This window comes from Candidatus Eremiobacterota bacterium (assembly GCA_031082125.1).
In the GTDB taxonomy this organism is placed as follows: Bacteria; Vulcanimicrobiota; CADAWZ01; order CADAWZ01; family Ess09-12; genus Ess09-12.
The window spans coordinates 141,675-158,953 of sequence record JAVHLM010000011.1 but is presented as its reverse complement, the minus strand read 5'-3'; the positions used below and the strand labels follow the sequence as shown (position 1 = coordinate 158,953).

Here is a 17,279-nt window from a genome sequence, read left to right as displayed (position 1 = left end):
CGGCTGCACCTGCGGCTGCACCTGCGGCTGCACCTGCGGCTGCACCTGCGGCTGCACCTGCGGCTGCGCCTGTGCCTGCGCCTGGGGCCTTGCCTGTGGCTGAGCCTGCGGCTGCGCCTGTGCCTGCGCCTGGGGCCTTGCCTGTGGCTGAGCCTGCGGCTGCGCCTGTGCCTGCGCCTGGGGCCTTGCCTGTACCTGTGGCCTTGCCTGTGGTTGAGCCTGCGGCTGTACCTGGGGCTGCGGCTTTGATGGCGGCTGGGGCTGCGGCCTTACCTGCGGCTGAGCCTGGGTATTGTCCCTTGGCGGAGCAGGCCTTCGCCAGGGAAGGAAGATATTCTCACTCTCGGCCCGGGGGGCTTCCGGTCTTCTTTCCGGTGAAGGCGGCTTCCTCCCCGGAGCAGCCTCATTGCCGAGGGGATTCCTCTCCTGGGGCCGGGAAGTCTCAGGACTCATCCTGGAATCCCTCTGGGCGGATCCCCGCAGAAGCTCCTGCTGGCGCTTTTCAAAGCCCTCCCTTACCTCGTTCCTTATACCTGGCTGGGGCGGCTTTCTCTCGGCGGGCTGCTTTTCTGGAGGAGCTGCTCCGTCCTCTTTTCCGGGCTTCGCCTCCCTGCTGATAAAGCTCAAAGGCTCCCTGGAAAGGTCGGGGAGCTTCCTTTCTGTTCCTTCCTGACGTAAAGGCTTCTGCCCCTCTGTAAAGGAGAGCCTCTGAGAATTGAGCTCAGGGGTTCTCTGAGGGGGCTTCTGAGGAGAAGGCGGTGCCTGGGCCCCTGTGCGCAAGGGGGGCTTGCCGGTTTCCTGGCCGCGTGGGAGTGAAGACTTCTGCTTCTCAAGCATGAACTGGTTGAAAACAGGCTGTGAATGGGCTCCTGCCCTCTGCTGAGATTCTCCCGGCGACTGGTGCGGTGTTTCCTGCTGATCCGGCAGGGGCGCCTGCCTTGAAAGCCCTGGATTCTTTGTAAACTGCGGGGTTATAAACTGGTTTGTCGAAGCGAGATAATTGCTCTCCGGCTTTTTCTGCAGCGCCGTATCATAGAACGGTCTTGCCGCGAAGGACTGGCTCTTGCCCTGCCCGGGAAGTGGGGGGTGTTGCCTGTCTGACAGGGGCTGCTGCTGACTCCTGTCCATCTCTTTATCGGGCTTTTCTGGCCTGACGAAGTTCTGCATCCTGTGATTGATGAGATTTCTCAGGGAGATAAGGTACATGTTGCGCCCCATCTCTGCAGTGCCAGGCTGCTTTCCCGGCTCGAACCCGGGATGCCTCGGCATGGAGAGGGATGCTTCCTGGGGTTTTGGCAGCTCCTTGGGAAGAGCCCGCGGTATTCCCGGCATAATTGACTGGCCCCGTGTTTCCAAAGGAAATACCTCCAGCGGCACATGATCTCACTCTTATCATACCTCATGTCGGCCTGTAAAATGTTGCCGAATGTTTGACGAAAAGTAAAATATTGGTTACCAATTTTTACTTTTTTGTCATATTTTTCTCAAGTTGTTTCAAATTTATTGCATGGGGAAAAATTGGAAACATGTTTTGTCACCCTTCTGTTAAAAGTGTAACAAAACATATACAAACAATGCGAAATAAGGTGAAAAGCTGAATAGCCGGAGAGCAGCTGTTACTTGAGCACTTCCACGGAGTCCATCGTCGTGGTCTCCCTGTTGAGCAGCCTTGCCACCTCGTAGAGAAAGCGCTTTTCATCGAGGGGCTTCTGAAGAAGGGCATCGTAGGGAATCTCCCAGGTCTTCTTGGCATTGGCGGTAACGATGATGATGGGGATGGTCACCTTTTTCCCCCGTTTCTCCAGGATCTGTATCAATTCTTCGCCTGTGATGTCGGGAAGGTTATAATCAAGCGTGATGAGATCGGGCTTTTCCTTCAGGATGAGAAAGGCTGCGTCGCTTCCCTGGAATGCCTGCACTGTCTCGTAGCCGGCGCCCCTGAGGTAGAACCTGATGAGGTTCGAGATCTCGGGGCTGTCCTCTATAATCAGGATCTTCTTCTTTTCCTTCTGCATCACCGGTATTGCCACGGCATCCTCTTTCGGGGAGCCCGTCTTCAGGGTGAAGGTGAACTCTGTGCCTTTCCCATGGGTGCTTTTCACCTCGATGGTCTGCCCGTGGTCTTCCAGGATTTTTTTCACAATGTAGAGCCCTAGGCCTGTGCCCCGTTTTTCGCCCTTCACCTGCTGGAACTTCTGGAATATCTTGGGGAGCTCCTGCGGGGGGATTCCCTTGCCCGTATCGGCCACATTTACTACGGTCCGTCCTTCCTCCTCCGAGAAGCGCACCTGAATGGAGCCTCCTTCGGGGGTGAACTTGATGGCATTGCTTATCAGGTTGTTCAGCACTTCCCGGAGTTTCTCCCTGTCGCCTGAGACCCAGAGTGTCGATCCCTCCATGATGAGCCTGAGCTTCTTGCTGTTCACCAAGGGGGTGAACATCACTTCTATCTCCCTCATGAGGGCGCAGAGCTCAAAATCCTCGAACAGGTAAACGATCCTCCCCGATTCCAGCCGGGCGCTTTCCAGGATATTGTCGATGAGGAACTGCAGGATCTTGACGGAGCCGAGAATTGAATTCAGAAAATCGCGCTGCTCATCCTGGGAGAATTTCGCCCTGGGGTGGAGGAGCAGGTTGGTGTATCCCACGATTGCCGCCAGGGGGCTCTTGAGGTCATGGGTCACCATGGCAAGAAAGTCCTCTTTCATCTTCTCTATTTCCCATTTCTTGGAAACATCCCTGAAGGCCGCCACGACAGCAATCAGGTGGTTCTTTTCGTCAAAAATGGGGGCCACCTTGATATCGATGGGAAGCTCCTTGTGAGACTTTGATCTCAGGAAAATGCCGCTCTTATCTATGACCTTGCCGGTGGAGAGACACTCTTCAACGGGGGAGCTTTCCCCCACGAGGGCATGCCCCGCCTTGTCGGTAAGGTAGAGCACCTTGTGATATTCTTTCGCAAGGGCCTGGGAGTCCTCGTACTCGGTAATGATCCTGGCGCCGGGGTTCCACGTGGCGATGCGGCCGTCAGTGGTGATAGTGATAACACCATCGGGGACGGACATCAGGATGACCTCAATCCTGTTTTTCTCCTCTTCAAGCTTTGATTTCTGTTCCTCAAGCTTCTTCTTCTGCTCGGTCACCGTGTCTGAGAGCTCGAAATACACGCTTGAGAGGTAGCTCACCTGCTCCTGGGCTTCTTTCCGGTAAGTCTCGATTTTCCTGGGATCCTTGGAAAGGATGTCGTCATCCTCAACGAAGGGGTCAGACTTTCTCTCAGTTTCGGCACGGAGGAGATCACGGTGCACCATGAGGGCGAAAAAGGCCCCCAGGAGCATAAATGTAGCGATGACGGCAGGGTAATTCCCCGTAAAGGTGGTGAGATAAGTAATCAGTCCCTGGAGGACAAAAAGAAAAATCAGTTTTACCCGATAGCTTTCCGATCTCATCATTGCGTTCCCGTCCACGGGAGAATGCGGCATGAGAACCCACTCCGGCATTCATGCATTGCAGTAAAGGCTCTCAAGCTTATAGAAGGATTCTCTCTTTTGTCATTTAATCCTTTGAGTGAATAAGAGAGAGGTTTTTATCGGCCAGGCACAGTGAAGAATCAGCAGGATCTCAGGGACAGCATTTCAATAGTGCTCGTAAGCCCGAAGCGCTCTGCGAACGTAGGCGCCGTCGCCCGGGCGATGAAGTGCATGGGCTTCCAGGACCTGGTGCTTGTAGATTCGCGCTGCCAGATAGACAAGCACGCCTTTGCGCTTGCCACGGGCTCAAGTGATATCCTGGAGGGGGCCCGGTTCTTTCAGGCCCTCGAAGACGCGGTGATGGAGTACGGCCTCGTGCTGGGAACCACAAGGCGCAAGGGCAAGAGGAGATACAATTTCATCATGCCCAGGCAGATGAGCGCCTCCCTTGTTCCGCGCTATCTTCCCTCGAAAATAGCAATAGTCTTCGGCCCTGAAGATTACGGGCTCAGCCGTGAGCATCTTGATCTCTGCCAGTATCTTGTGGAGATACCCACTGATGCCGGCTTCGGCTCGCTGAACCTCGCCCAGGCTGTCATGATAATCTGTTATGAGCTCCAGAGTGCCGCCCTGCCAGAGGCTCACATTGATGAGGAGAAAGCCACAGGTGCAGATATGGAGAGAATATGCCGGGCCGTTGATGAGACCATGGAAAAAATACGCTACCCGGCGAGAAAAAAGTTTCAGCACACAGGAGGCCGCATCAAGGAGATTCTCTCCAGGAGCTCACTCACAAAGTGGGAGGCCGACATGCTGATGGGAATTGCCCGCCACCTGCGCTACATAAGTGATAAGCTCTGGAAGGGCAATGAGGGCTCAGAGGGAGAATCTGCCACGCCTGTTGAAGAATCATGAAGAAAGCTTTGCCGTCGGCGGAACGGGAAAATCCCCGGCTCAGGGCGGGAACCTTTCAGAACGGAAAAGGGGGAGCGCAATGGAAGAGATCGGCAGCGGCCTGAATCCCAGGATGCTTGTGAACAGCATCATGGACGCAAATTTTGAAACGGGCCCAGAGGAATGGGCAGAGATAGTCGCCATAGAGAAAAAGCTGGAACATTACAGGATACTGGCGCAGAACGAGGAGGGCAGGTACCTTTCCCCGCTCCTTTATGATATATCAAATGCCCTTGAAAAAAGCTCCGCTGATGACGCCTTTGCTCACGTGAAAGCCGTACTCTCGAGACTGGCGGCCGATCTTCGCATCGTGAGGGGCGAGATTAAAGCCACAGAGGTTCCCGAGTCATATGCCACGTTCAGGGAATTTGTGGCGCAGCTCTATAGGATCCTGGACGTATTTGACGAGGGCATCAGCAGGATCGCGGCCCTCCTTGGCGGACAGGACAGGACCCTTATCGAGGAAGCCATAAGGACCATGGAGACATCGGCTAATGCCCATGCCGCCCTCCTGAAGGATGAAAGAGAAAGTGGACCTTCAGAGGCTGCTCCGACAGTCTTCACCTATTCAAGAGGGGGCAAGCCGGGTGGCAAGATAATCACCTCTCCTCTCCTTGAGCGGCTCCAGGGAGCTCTCACGGGCCTCGGGGCGGGAACCCTTGGCGACGATGAGTTTGCCGCCACGGTGAAGGAGGTCCAGGGCACTATAGAGCATTTCGTGGCCCTCTGCACAAGCGATATCCTCCCTTCGAAGGATGAAGATCCCGAGGGGTACACCTCTTTCAGGGACGTATGGGCAGGCCTCCAGAAAGCTGACGAGTACGCAAGGGAGGGGGCTTGCCTCCTCCTGTCGTGGCTGGAAGAAAAGGATGAAGGAAAGCTTCACCAGGGCTATGATGTGTTTCAGAAGGGAATCCAGGAATTTGTCGCGGTATACAGCCAGCTTGACCTGATGAAAAGAAGCGGTATCTGATGAGACCGTTGGAAAGAGGCACCATGGAGAGAAAATATGCTGCAGAGCTTATGGCAAGGCTTGAAAGGGCATATCCCCATGCCAGGACAGCCCTCCATTACGGCAATCCCCTTGAAATGCTCGTTGCCACCATCCTTTCCGCCCAGTGCACCGATGAGAGGGTGAACATGGTGACTCCAGGTCTTTTCAAGAAGTACCGCAGGCCTTCGGACTATTACGGCGCCGCTCCTGAAGAGCTTGAGAGCGATATTCACAGCACGGGCTTCTACCGGAACAAGGCCAAATCCATCCAGGGCGCCGCCAGGATGATAGATGAGCGCTTCGGCGGGAAGGTGCCCGATTCAATGGAAAAGCTCCTCGAGCTGCCGGGCGTGGCGCGGAAGACTGCAAACTGCGTGCTTGGCAATGCCTACGGCATTGCCTCGGGCATCGTGGTGGACACCCATGTGCTCAGGCTTTCGGGGAGACTCGGCCTCAGCGATAAGAAGAACGCCGACAAGATCGAGGGCGATCTCATGAAGATTGTCCCCGGGGAGAAATGGATTGATTTCTCGCACTGGCTCGTGGAGCATGGCCGCGCGGTCTGCAAGGCCCGCAAGCCCCTCTGCGGCAAGTGCATGCTCTCCGATATCTGCCCGTCGCCTGAGAATACCGTCAGATTCCCTTGAGCACGACGCCGCTCCAGGGCATGAGGGTCATTGACAGGCCCCCCGCTGAGGGAAAAAACTCTCTCCCGGTAATAAGGTCACGCACCGATGATGCCGGTGCACCAGGGAGAGTGACCTCCCTGCCTTCACCGCTGTAATTAATGATTACCGCAAGCGTCTCCCCGCCATCAAGTCTTCTGTAGCCGTAAATATCTCTCTCATCATCCTTGATAAGAGTCTCGAAATCACCGGTCCTGAGGCACTGGTGAGCCGATCTGAGGGCAATGAGCCTCCTGTGCCAGCTCAGGAGCTCCCTGTTCTGGAGGGCAGGGTCCCACTGCATGGGCCTCCTGCAGTCGGGATCCTTGCCGCCTGTCATGCCGATCTCGTCACCATAATAGAGCATGGGGCATCCCACGTAGGTCATCTGGAAAAGGACTGCCACCTTGAAGCGTCTCACCGTCTCGGCCTTTGCAGGGCTCTTGTCATAGCTCTTTTTCTCCTTGTCGCTGTCTTTCTCATCGCCATTCTGGAGGGCCGAGAGGAACCTTGCCGTGTCGTGGCTCGAGAGGAGGTTCTGCATCGCGCAGTTCACCCTGTGGGGATAGAGGGCCCGCCGCTCGGCAAGAAGCCTGTCAAATTCCGACACGGTGATTTTTCTGCCGGCGAAGTACTTGAGGGCGGGGTCCCGGAAGCCGTAATAGTTCATGAGCCCGTCAAACCTGGTGCCGTCATTTACCCACGCGGCGCCCTCGCCCCAGATTTCACCCGATATATAGGCGTCCTTGTTTACACTCTTTACCAGGGCGCACCACTCACTCCAGAACCTGTCGTTCTTTATTTCTTCAGGCACATCGAGGCGCCACCCGTCGATCCCCAGGGCCATCCACTTCTTCGTGATCTCGTAGAGATGGGCCCTTACGTCAGCATTGTCGTGGTTGAGCTTCGGGAGGCTTCCCACGCCCCACCAGCATTCGTAGTTCGGCTTTTTTGAAGGGGACTGCTCCCAGAGCTTTCTCACGGGGTAGCTCTTGATGGAATACCACTCCCGGTAAGGCGATTTTCTGCCCCTGGCCACAATATCCTGGAATGCCCAGAACTCGTAGCCCGTGTGGTTGAAGACACCGTCCAGTATCACCCTGATGTCCATGCGGTGGGCCTTTTCGATGAGCCCCGCGAGATCTTCCCCGGTGCCAAGCGCTCCGTCAACGAGGCGGTAGTCCGAGGTGTTGTAGCGGTGGTTGGAAGTGGCGGCGAAGACGGGATTCAGCCAGATTGCCGAGATGCCCAGCTCATGGAGGTAAGGGAGCTTCTCCTTGATACCTTCAAGATCGCCGCCGTATTTTGAGATATTGGTGGGCTTTTGATCGGTCCAGGGTGAGAGTCTCTGGGGGAGGAGCCTGCCCTGCCGGTCGTAGTGAGGGGAAAAGAGGGGATCATTCTTTGAAAGGGCGTTATAAAACCTGTCGGGGAATATCTGGTACCAGGTGGCATTGACGTACCAGCTTTTCTTCCACTCTCCATCTCCTGCCTGCGGTGTCTCTGCTGCAAAGCTGTAGTTCATGATAAGCGGTAATGCAAGAATGATGATAAGGACTACTCTTTTCAAGATCCTTCACTTCCTTTCCTCCCGGTATCTGTGCCAAGGCATGTGCCTATTATACCACAGAGGAGGAATCGCTGCAGCAGTTGAAAATCTTCATGAGAAAGGCGGTCGATCCCTTGGAGATAAGATTGGAGATAAGAAATGAGCTGATAAAGATCCTTGAGACAGGGATGGGAAACTGCGGGCAGAGGGCCCTCTCGGTGGCGCTCCGACGCCATGTGTTTGACCGTCTCTCGGGGAGAAAAATCTTAAGGTCTGAAATGACGGGTATCATGGAATGCCCGCCCCGGCCAGCCCGCATTATGACTGATCTGCTGGTGGCCATGGGCCTTCTTGTGGCTGAAGACGAGCTCCTGAGCCTCTCAGAGGCATCGGAGACTTATCTGGTCTCAGCAAGGGAGACCTATATAGGCCAGTTTCTCCTCATGCTCGACGAGCGCCTCTATTTCCCCTGGGCGGAGCTTGAGAGTGTGATAGAAAAAGACAGGCCATGGCGTGAAGCCTACGACAGCTCCTCCCTTTCAGGGGAAGAGGCTTACGGGATTGTGAAAAAGGCTATGATGGGCCTTCATGGCCTCACGTCGGTGACAGCCGCCGCGCTGGCCTCCGTGATCGACCTTGAGCCGGCCACAACGCACCTGGACCTTGGCGGGGGGACAGGCGCCCTCAGCATTGCCCTTGCAAGGAAGTTCCCCGCTGTCCGCTTCATAATGGCCGACATAGGGTACGTGCTCGATGTGGCAAGGGAGAATATTGAGACGGCAGGCCTTGCATCCAGAATAGAAATTGTGAGGGCCGACTTTTTCAAGGACCCGCTCCCCGGCCATCCCTGTTCAATATCTCTCTCCAATGTGCTCCAGGACTGGCCGCAGGAGAAGAAGGCACTTATCGTGTCACGGGCTTTCGATACCCTGCCTGCGGGCGGCATGCTCTTTGTGATGGAGTGCATGCTCGATGATGACAGGAAGGGGCCTCTTCTCTCAGCACTCATGTCCCTTAACATGCTTATTGAAACCGATGGAGGAGAGAGCTCGAGCGTATCGGATCTCAGAGCGCTCCTCGCGGGGAGCGGGTTCGTGGAGGTCGAGTTCATCGCCGATTTCATTCCTTTGGGGATTCTCAGGGCAAGAAAACCCGGAGCCCCCCGGAAGGGGTTTTAGCCCGGGTAATGGAATTCTGTTACCATATGTGAAGGCACAGCCAAAAAAACATGGAGGACGAGACCATGGACGAACTTGCCGAATATGTGCTTGACAGCAACGGAAACATAGACCTGGAAAAGGGCGTTGAGCTCCTGGAGCAGAATCCCGATCTTATCACCATGCGGGATGAGAAAGGAAACGCGCTCCTTCACTGGGTCGTGGAAAAAGGGGACTGTGACGCGGCGGAGCTCCTTCTTCAAAAAGGCGCAGAGATCGAGGCACAGGACAGCAATGGATGCACCCCCCTCCACCATGCCACCCTCAAGAACATCCCTAAGATAGTTGAGCTTCTCACTGAATGGGGAGCCGACACCAATGCAGTCGATTCCCTGGGAAACACTCCTCTGCACTGTGCCGTCATAAGCTGCCCCCTGCAGACCATAGAGTTTCTTCTTGATCATGGGGCGGACCCGGCCATACAGAACAATGACGGATTTACCGCCCTCGATATAGCGAGAAATGCGGGGATGCAGGAGATTGCCGCGCTTCTTGAGCGTTATGCCTGAAGATGGCGGCTCCGTAAAGAGAGTAAGGCAAAGAAAAAAGGCCCCTTGTGAGGGGCCTTTTTTTGTGTTATGGCAGTTTTCTTTACTGGGCCTGGTTGAAGAAGGTGTTCATCACGTTGCCCGCCTGACCGACTGCGCCCGTGGCTCCCAACCCGGTCTTCTTGCCGAGCTGGTTCTGCTGATCCTTGCCGGGCAGGTTGTCATCACCGGCAAGCTCGTCGGCATCGCCTGCGCCGCCCATTGCTCCCACACCGCCGAGGTCACCTATGCCGGAGACTCCTCCGCCTCCTGAGCCGGTATCATTGCCCACGTCGTTGAGGTTCACCGTGATCTCGTCCTCGCTCTCCTCGACGGAGGCCCTGCCACCTCCTGACTGCTGTGCAGGGGCTTCAGCCGCATCATCGCCGCCCCCGATGCCATCTGAGCCGATTCCTTCATCCATCGCCTTGTTCATCATTGCTCCCATGTCTTCGCCAAGGCCTTTGCCCTGCTGCTTAGGCAGCCCTTGCTGCGGCTGTCCCATGCCCGGTTTGCCGAGAGGCGCCCCTGCCATGAGCCCATCGCCGCCTGCAGGCTTCGCGCCTTCCTGGCCTCCCGCCGCCGGTACTGCCGGTGCTGCGGGCGCAGCAGGCGTTGCCGGTGCTGCCGGTGTCGCCGCTGGTGCTGCCGGTGTCGCTGCCGGTGCTGCCGGTGCTGCCGGTGTCGCTGCCGGTGCCGCCGGTGCTGCCGGTGTCGCTGCCGGTGCCGCCGGTGTTATGCCTCCTGTAGGCTTTGATGCTTCCGGTGCCGCTGCCTGCTGGGGTGCCGCTGTCGTCTGCTCTTTCCCATAGTTCATCACGCCCATCATATCGCCGCTTGCTGCAATCTTGGCAAGGTTCTGCGAATTCTGCCCCTGGCCCTGCTGGTTCGTATTTCCCTGCTGCCCCTGCTGGCCTTGCATCATCTGCTGGAGGGTCTTGGGATCCTTTATGCCCATGGCCTCCATCTCCTTCTTGAGCTCCTCAGGAGTCTTGGCCTTCTGGTTGGGAGGCATTATCGGGATCTGCGGCAGGCCCTGACCCTTGCCTGCGTTGCCCTTGTCGCTTCCGGCGCCCTCATTTCCGCCCTGGTTCTGGCCGGCTTTCTGCAGCTTCTGCATCGCCTCATTAATCTTGTTCAGGTTATCGTTGATTGAATTCAGATCATTGCCCCTCTGCTGGGCGGCGTTCTCATTTGCCTTCGCCGTGTTGCCCTGCTGCTTGGCCTCCTGGGCTTTCTGCTGCGAGGCATTCTTGTCGTTGTTGAGGTTCTCGCTGCCCTGCTGCTTCTGCTCCTGGCCGGTCTGCTTGGTTTCCTGTCCCTTCTGGACATTCTGGTCGCCCTGGTCCTCGGTCGTCTTGCCAGTCTGCTCGGTCTGCTTGCCCTTGTTCTCCTGCTCGGTGCCGGTCTGCTTTTTCTGCTCGCCGGTCTTTTCCTGCTGCTGGCCTGACTGCTCCTGGGCCTGCCCGGATTTCTCCACGCCCTGTCCGGCACCTTCAATGCCCTTGCCTGCGCCGAAGAGAGCCGTTCCTGCCCCCATCAGGGCCGCGCCTGCCGCTGCCGTGTAAGGGTTGGACATAAGGGCCTGACCCTGGCTCTGCATGCTCTGGCCGGACTGCTGCGTGCACTGCCCGGTCTGCTGGAGACCCTTTCCGGTCTGCTGGAGGGCTTTACCTGTTGACTGAAGGGCCTTACCGGCTGCCTTAAGCGCTTCACCGACAGCCTGCACTGCCTTGCCTGCAGCCTGCTCGCCCTGGCCCTGGGCCTGCTGGGCCTTGCCCTGGGCCTTCTCCTGCTGGCCCTGGCCTATCTGCTGCTGGCCCTGGTCCATCTGCTCCTGGCCCTGCTGGATGTCCTGCTGATCCTGCGGTATATCCTGCTGGTCAATCTGGCCCTTGTCCTGGAGAGCGTTCTGCTGGCCCTGGCGGGCGTTCTGCGCGTCATTGACGTTCTGGTTCATGGCGTTCTGGTGATCGCCCTGCATGGCTTTCTGGTTGTCAGCCGCCTGCTGGAGCGCGCCCTGGCCGTCTCCGCCGTTTTTCTTGGCGGTGATCTGGGACTGGCCTGAGCCTGAGCTGGGCTTGGCGGGATCCTGGCCCGCCCCTGTGCCCTGGCCGGCGGGGCAGTTTCCGGCGCCGCCTTTGCCTGCGCCGAGACCCTTCATAAGGTCGCCTACGCCTTTCATGACGTTGTTGGCGATCTGCGCTCCCATCATTTGCTTCATCGGGTCGTTATTGGAAGCATTCTGGGCAAGCTGGTTCAGGAACTGATCCTTGTTGTTGGGATCAATGCCCTGCTTCTTCATAAGCTCTTCAGCCTGCTGCTGCATATCGTTGGTAGGGTTGAAGCCGTCCTTCAGCTTCTGGGCATCGGGGAGACCCTGGAGGGATGTGGCATCACCGGTCCCGCCGGTCCCGCCCTGGAGGCCCGGTACCCCCTGCAGACTGGTGGCTCCTCCCTGCCCTATTGATGACGGAAGGCCCATCATCGAAGTGCTGTCCATACCTACTGGATTGATCTCGTTAAACATATCCTGCACCCCTCTTCCTGTATTTTTCGGGTCTCCCCATTTCTGGCTTTTCCCTGAGTTATTGTCCTACATGTATTTCCATTCTTTTTTGCCTTTAGTCAAGATCCAAATGTAACAAAAATGTAAAAAATTTCAGAAAAATAGTGAACATTTCAAAAATCCCCCTGCAGCGCCATTTTTATCATGAGGCCTTTACCCCCTTTGCAAAGGCTTTTTTAATAGCTGAGAGAGTTTTTTCCGCAGTGGCGGCCCATGAAAAACACTTTACCCTGAGAAATCCCTTTTCACGAAGACGGTCTCTCAGGATTTGATCGCCCATTAAACGGGAAAGCCCCTCCGTGACCTCACCGGCATCGAAGGGATTGACGGTAAGAGCTCCGTCACCGACCACCTCGGGCAGAGAGCTTGCCGTGGAAGTGATGACAGGTGCCCCGCAGGCCATTGCTTCCAGGGGGGGCATTCCAAAGCCCTCATAAGTGGACAGATAGGCAAAGATATCGGCCTTGTTATAGAGTTTCAGAAGGTCCCCGTCGCTTACGAACTCCTCATAGATCAGGGCCTGCCGCCCGATTGCCCTGTTGTAGCCTGCCGTGAGCTCATCGAGATTCTCATGGGGGAAAGTCACGTTTCTTCCGATGGTGATGACACTCCACTGGGGATAACGGGAGGCGATGCGGCAGAACGCCTCGAAAAGGGGCCTTATGTGCCTCTTGGGAGTCACGGCGCCCACGTAGAAGATAAAGGGACCCTTGACCCCGAAGCGCTTCTCCATAAAACCGGCTTCCACCTCCGCCACCTTGAAAAGCGGCGAGGGCGCCAGCGGAATGACCTCAATCTTGCCGGCGGCTCCTGGAAAGCGTGCCGTGATCTCCTCCCTGGAAAAAAGGGAATCGGTGATAATGACGTCGGCCATTTTCACGCCGTAGGCAGTCTTCTCTCTCAGGTAGGAAAGCTGCACCTCGTTGAATGACTCGGGAAAGGCTTCATGAATCATGTCGTGGATCGTAATCACTGCCGGCGGGACAAGGGGCATGGGAAGATCGTAAAGGGGAGAAAAGAACATATCCACGGGATTGTTCGCAAGCTCCCACTCAAAGACATCAGACTGGCCGAGCTTTCTTATCCCGATTCTCCTCCTCGTGAACTGGGGAGCGTCAAGAAAGGCATCCCGGGGCTCCTCATTGAGGTAGTACAGAATGAACTCTACACCGGAGGGAGCCAGTGACCATTCCCTGAGAAGGCTCTCAAGGTACCGCCCCACACCTGTTCTCTTTCCTTCAAGCAGTATTGCATTGATTCCCAGGCGCATATCACCCTCCACCCCATAATTCGTCTCAAGGGCTTGATGAACCTCCCATGGTGAGCCATGGAAAGTGATTCCCCCGCCTGCGGAGCTTTCTTGAAAGAGGAAAAGAAGCTTCCAGGGAGAAATTATTTACAAAGAAGGCAGCCACCCATGCTCCGCGGCGGTAAAAGAGAGAGAGTCCGCTGACCTATGAAGAAGTATCTCCTCATTGAGTCACAAAACCTGAGGAATTACTATATTCCTTTTTTTGAGATCAATATCCCTGCCGATGTAGTGCAGCCCCTGGGCCTCATCCAGCTCGCTTCAATAATCAAGGCCCGGGATCCCTTGGCCCACGTGAAGATTCTTGACCTCCGCCTGCTGAAGAATGATTTTTCAACGCTTGCGCAGATAGTCAAGGATTACGGCCCCGATTTCATAGGATTCAGAGGCGTGAGCCGCGATGCGGTCTTCATGGCGGACATGGTGAAGATGATGAGGTACCTTGTCCCCGGGGCGGTGCTTGTAGGAGGCGGGCCCCATGTATCGGCTGCCAGGGAGAAGGTGATGAAAGACGCGCCTCTTGATTATGCGGTTTACAGCGAGGGCGAACTGGCGCTGCCTGCACTCATTGACGCCATAGAGGGAGGAGGCGCCTTCCAGGATGTTCCAAACCTTATCTGGAGGGATAAGGACCGAAATATCGTGGTAAACCCCCTGGGGCCTTATGTGAGCGATCTTGACAGGCTCCCCATGCCCTCTTGGGAGCTTCTGGATCACGAGCAGTACTTTGCGATGAACTATTATCCCCAGGTTCCCATCAATCTCAACGCCAGGCGAGAGCTTGTATCCATCATGACAAGCCGGGGCTGCCCTTACCAGTGCATATTCTGCCACAACATCTTCGGGAAAAAGTTCAGGGCCCGCAGCCCCGGCAATGTCGTTGACGAAATCGAGCATCTTTACAAGAATTTCGGCATACGGCAGTTCGATTTCAGGGATGATATCTTCAATCTTGACAAGCAAAGGGTTCTTTCGATATGCGAGCTCATCATCGAGCGCGGGCTGGACCTGAGGTTCTCCTTTCCCAACGGCCTGAGGGCTGATATCATGGATGAGGAGCTGGTGCTGGCCATGAAGAAGGCCGGCCTCTACAGGCTGAACTATGCCCTGGAGACGGCATCGCCAAGGCTGCAGAGGATGACAAAGAAAAACATCAACCTGGAGAAGCTGCGTGCCATTATGCGATTCACCTCGGCCCAGGGAATCCTTACCAATCTCTTCGTGATGCTCGGCTTCCCCACGGAGACCCGCGAAGAGATGATGATGACCGTAGAATTTTCCCTCGATCCGGCCCTTGATTTCATCCATACCTTTACGGTGAACCCCTTTGAAGGGACGGAAATGGCGGAGATGCTCAGGACTGAAGGGGTGAACGTCGAAGACTTCAGGAAAAAATATGATTATTTTGCCGTGGAGTACAGCATATGCGAGCTCGCCCGCGATGAGGTGGAGGCCCTGCGCAGCGACCTGCTCAAAAGATTCTTCACACCGGAGCGCATCACAAGGACAACTGAGAAACTGAAGGCCTTTGCTTAGAGGCGTGAAGCCGGAGACGGGGGAGAAAACAGAGCCGGCAATGGATGGCCGGAGAAGAGGAAGTGGAGGGCACAAGACAGAATTCAAGGGAAGAGAGAGAATGCTCCCGCAGGGCAGGACCTGCAGGGAGCTTCCAGGAGCCGCCGGCGAAGGGAGAAATACCCATGGACTACAGGGATATCTATCATGCCATTTTCATGAATGATCTTCATGCGGTGCATGCCTTCCTCACTGAGGGTGTTGGGGTAAACTCCGTTGACAGCGATGGAAAGACTCCCCTCATCGAGGCAGTGGCAAACGGGGGGACCGACATGGTGAGATATCTCATCACCTGCGGTGCCAATGTGAACGTGAAGGAAGGTCAATATGACATGACCCCCCTTCATATAGCCGCCACGCTTGGCCATGCCGGGATCGCCGAGCTGCTCCTTGCCGCGGGAGCCGATTTCAATGCCAAGGAAAACAATTACGGAATGACGCCTCTCCATTCGGCTGCCTACGAGGGGCACCGGGATATAGTAAAGCTTCTGCTCTCCGAGGGAGCTGACATTGAAGAGAGAACCCATATCGGCTTCACCCCGCTCCATCTGGTGGCGATGAGAGGCAACACCGAAATGGCCGTTTTTCTTATCAGGCAGGGGGCCGATATCAATGCGAGGACTTACAATATCGTCACGCCGCTTCTCGTGGCCATTGAGCGCGGCAACAGCGAAGTGGAGACCCTGCTGCGCTCGGGAGGAGCCACGGAAGAGATAAAGATGTGGTAGAGCAGGGCGGTGTAAAGAGAAGGCGCGCCGCTCACGGGAATATGCGATGAGGAGGAGAGAATATGACCCAGGATTTTCAGAAGACGCTGGTGGGGACCTTTGTCAGGGAGAGCCTGCTTTTCGGGGCAAAGCATTTTCTGCAGGATGAGCGCCTTGAGTATTTCGGTGATCTCGGGGTGAATCTCGGAATTTTTGCCGACGAGCATATCCGCAGGACCCAGAAAATCGAAGGCATCATGGACCCTGCTCAGTTTGCCGACGAGCTCAAGCAGATATTCGGCTTTTTTGAGTGTGAGGTCGCCATTGAGGACAATGATGACGCGAATGTATTGATAAAGCCCCTGCCGCTGAAGGAGAAAGGCCAGGATGTGGATACCGAGCTCCTTGAAGCCTTCTACGCGGGGATCATCGGGAGCGTGGGCGCCAAGAATTTCGGCTACTGCAGGGTGAGCTTTCCTCCCTCGTCGCTGGAAAAAATAGCCATCAACCTGAACGATTCTGGAAACAAGCTTGACGGCACGGCCATTGTATTCAAGTCAGACGATCTTCTCTCCCGGGAGTTTCATCTTTACGAGTTTGTCGGCAAGAAGCTTGGGCAGCTCCTGGAAAAGAACAAAGCCCTTGAGACAAAGAGCAAGGACCTTGAAAGCAGGCCCTCGGTGCCTGCAGGGAAAGGTGCCGATCTCAAGCTTTTCAAGAGGAACCAGGAGCTTGAGAAGATCAACATCGAGTTCAAGTCAGAGATTGCAGAGCTCGGCAAGAAAAATGTCGAGCTGGCCTTCCAGGTCTATGAGCTTGAAGAAGATCTTCAGGCCAGGCAGGCTTCGATGAAGAATCTTGAGGAGACTGTCGAAGAGAAGCTCAGGGAGCTTGACGAGGCTCAGGAGCAGGCAGCCCGGAAAGAGCTTGAGCTCAGTAACGAGCTTGAAGGGACCAGGGAGTATCTTGAAAAGTCCCAGGCAGAGCTCCAGAACAAGTTGCTCGAGCTCCAGAATGCCCGCAATGAAATAGAAGCCCTTACTCTCAGGAAGGCGGAGCTCGAGAAGGAAGCTGCGCTTGCCGCAGCAGAGGTCAAGAGGGTAGAGGAGAGAATGGCGGAAATCCGCGAGGAGAACCGCAGGCTCGAGGAAAATGCGCAGGAGCTGATGAAGAACAACGAGCAGCTCCAGGAGGAGTATATCCGGAAGATAGAGGAGCTCTCAAGGCTTGAGTTCATGGTAGACGCACCGGAGCCTGTGAAGATTGTCGGGAAAGGCCTGAATCCCTTTGAAAGGATAAGGGAAATCCTGGACTCCTATCTGGGGGTACAGGGCGTCCTTCTCGTGGAAAAGTCCTACAGCAAGACTGGAGTGATGCATGAGAGCATTGCGCCTGAGGACATCAAGAAAGTCCTGGTATCTCTCGGGCAGGCCACAAAGAAGATTGCCTCATCGTCCCAATTCAAGGACATTCTTGTGAAACTGGAGGAGCTGCGCTCTGAGCTGGAGACAGGAGCAGCCCCTTCCGCTGCCGCAGAGCCTGAAGATACGGCACCGGCCAAGTCCGTTAAAGGGGCCTCTCAAGAGAAAAAAGTCAAGATAACCATTGAGAAGGCAGACGATGACGAGCCGGCAGAGGTGGAGGAAGAGGCACAGGAGGAAGAAGCACGGGAAGAAGAGGCGCAGCAGGAAGAAGCACGGGAAGAAGAGGCGCAGCAGGAAGAAGCGCAGCAGGAAGAAGCGC

At 55.9% G+C, this 17,279-nt stretch carries 13 protein-coding genes; 8 read left to right on the top strand and 5 right to left on the bottom strand.

The genetic code is table 11. The annotated features are described in order from the left end of the window. Together RDV48_14245 and RDV48_14240 are read right to left on the bottom strand one after the other, a co-directional pair. Positions 1 to 1,356: hypothetical protein (locus tag RDV48_14245; protein MDQ7823957.1), on the bottom strand; the 1,356-nt coding region annotated here is incomplete at its 3' end. A 260-nt stretch (positions 1,357 to 1,616) separates the two neighbouring features. Next, positions 1,617 to 3,452 (bottom strand): ATP-binding protein, encoded by a 1,836-nt coding sequence (locus RDV48_14240; GenBank protein ID MDQ7823956.1) that lies wholly within the window; start codon positions 3,450 to 3,452, stop codon positions 1,617 to 1,619. 150 nt (positions 3,453 to 3,602) lie between these two features. Between RDV48_14240 and RDV48_14235 the strand changes: the two genes are divergently transcribed. The 3 genes from RDV48_14235 (at position 3,603) to nth (ending at position 6,065) form a co-directional block, all read left to right on the top strand. Beyond that, entirely contained in the window at positions 3,603 to 4,385 is a 783-nt protein-coding gene (locus RDV48_14235; GenBank protein ID MDQ7823955.1) for an RNA methyltransferase, read from the top strand. A 79-nt stretch (positions 4,386 to 4,464) separates the two neighbouring features. Then, positions 4,465 to 5,397 (top strand): hypothetical protein, encoded by a 933-nt coding sequence (locus tag RDV48_14230; protein ID MDQ7823954.1) that lies wholly within the window; start codon positions 4,465 to 4,467, stop codon positions 5,395 to 5,397. Beyond that, the gene (gene nth, locus RDV48_14225) at positions 5,397 to 6,065 is read left to right on the top strand and encodes an endonuclease III (protein ID MDQ7823953.1); all 669 of its coding nucleotides are present in this window, start codon (positions 5,397 to 5,399) and stop codon (positions 6,063 to 6,065) included. The genes RDV48_14230 and nth overlap by 1 nt, the downstream gene beginning before the upstream one ends. Here nth and RDV48_14220 read toward each other — a convergent pair. Then, positions 6,052 to 7,653, bottom strand: coding sequence for a glycoside hydrolase family 13 protein (locus RDV48_14220; protein ID MDQ7823952.1), 1,602 nt, complete (start codon positions 7,651 to 7,653; stop codon positions 6,052 to 6,054). The genes nth and RDV48_14220 overlap by 14 nt on opposite strands. A 113-nt stretch (positions 7,654 to 7,766) precedes the next feature. Between RDV48_14220 and RDV48_14215 the strand changes: the two genes are divergently transcribed. Together RDV48_14215 and RDV48_14210 are read left to right on the top strand one after the other, a co-directional pair. After that, on the top strand, positions 7,767 to 8,810 hold the full coding sequence (locus RDV48_14215; GenBank protein ID MDQ7823951.1) for a methyltransferase: 1,044 nt from the start codon (positions 7,767 to 7,769) through the stop codon (positions 8,808 to 8,810). Between the two features lie 65 nt (positions 8,811 to 8,875). After that, a complete protein-coding gene (locus RDV48_14210) occupies positions 8,876 to 9,358 on the top strand; it encodes an ankyrin repeat domain-containing protein (protein ID MDQ7823950.1) in 483 nt (160 codons plus the stop codon). An 82-nt stretch (positions 9,359 to 9,440) separates the two neighbouring features. On the opposite strand, the gene RDV48_14205 is transcribed toward RDV48_14210, so the two are convergent. Beyond that, positions 9,441 to 11,906: a hypothetical protein gene (locus RDV48_14205; protein MDQ7823949.1), complete on the bottom strand. Its 2,466-nt coding sequence runs from the start codon at positions 11,904 to 11,906 to the stop codon at positions 9,441 to 9,443. Between the two features lie 181 nt (positions 11,907 to 12,087). Further along, positions 12,088 to 13,215, bottom strand: coding sequence for a glycosyltransferase family 1 protein (locus RDV48_14200; protein MDQ7823948.1), 1,128 nt, complete (start codon positions 13,213 to 13,215; stop codon positions 12,088 to 12,090). 186 nt (positions 13,216 to 13,401) lie between these two features. Here RDV48_14200 and RDV48_14195 point away from each other — a divergent pair, with 186 nt between their 5' ends. The 3 genes from RDV48_14195 to RDV48_14185 all read left to right on the top strand — a co-directional run. Beyond that, positions 13,402 to 14,790 (top strand): radical SAM protein, encoded by a 1,389-nt coding sequence (locus RDV48_14195; GenBank protein ID MDQ7823947.1) that lies wholly within the window; start codon positions 13,402 to 13,404, stop codon positions 14,788 to 14,790. A 44-nt stretch (positions 14,791 to 14,834) separates the two neighbouring features. Continuing rightward, positions 14,835 to 15,557, top strand: a complete 723-nt coding sequence (locus tag RDV48_14190) for an ankyrin repeat domain-containing protein (GenBank protein ID MDQ7823946.1) — start codon at positions 14,835 to 14,837, stop codon at positions 15,555 to 15,557. 62 nt (positions 15,558 to 15,619) lie between these two features. Further along, positions 15,620 to 17,279: hypothetical protein (locus RDV48_14185; protein MDQ7823945.1), on the top strand; the 1,660-nt coding region annotated here is incomplete at its 3' end.

Bases quoted from the DNA above. Each gene is read 5' to 3' on its own strand.
- RDV48_14240 (MDQ7823956.1), bottom strand. From the start codon at position 3,452: ATGATGAGATCGGAAAGCTATCGGGTAAAACTGATTTTTCTTTTTGTC.
- RDV48_14230 (MDQ7823954.1), top strand. From the start codon at position 4,465: ATGGAAGAGATCGGCAGCGGCCTGAATCCCAGGATGCTTGTGAACAGC.
- nth (MDQ7823953.1), top strand. From the start codon at position 5,397: ATGAGACCGTTGGAAAGAGGCACCATGGAGAGAAAATATGCTGCAGAG.
- RDV48_14210 (MDQ7823950.1), top strand. From the start codon at position 8,876: ATGGACGAACTTGCCGAATATGTGCTTGACAGCAACGGAAACATAGAC.
- RDV48_14205 (MDQ7823949.1), bottom strand. From the start codon at position 11,906: ATGTTTAACGAGATCAATCCAGTAGGTATGGACAGCACTTCGATGATG.
- RDV48_14200 (MDQ7823948.1), bottom strand. From the start codon at position 13,215: ATGCGCCTGGGAATCAATGCAATACTGCTTGAAGGAAAGAGAACAGGT.
- RDV48_14195 (MDQ7823947.1), top strand. From the start codon at position 13,402: ATGAAGAAGTATCTCCTCATTGAGTCACAAAACCTGAGGAATTACTAT.
- RDV48_14190 (MDQ7823946.1), top strand. From the start codon at position 14,835: ATGGCCGGAGAAGAGGAAGTGGAGGGCACAAGACAGAATTCAAGGGAA.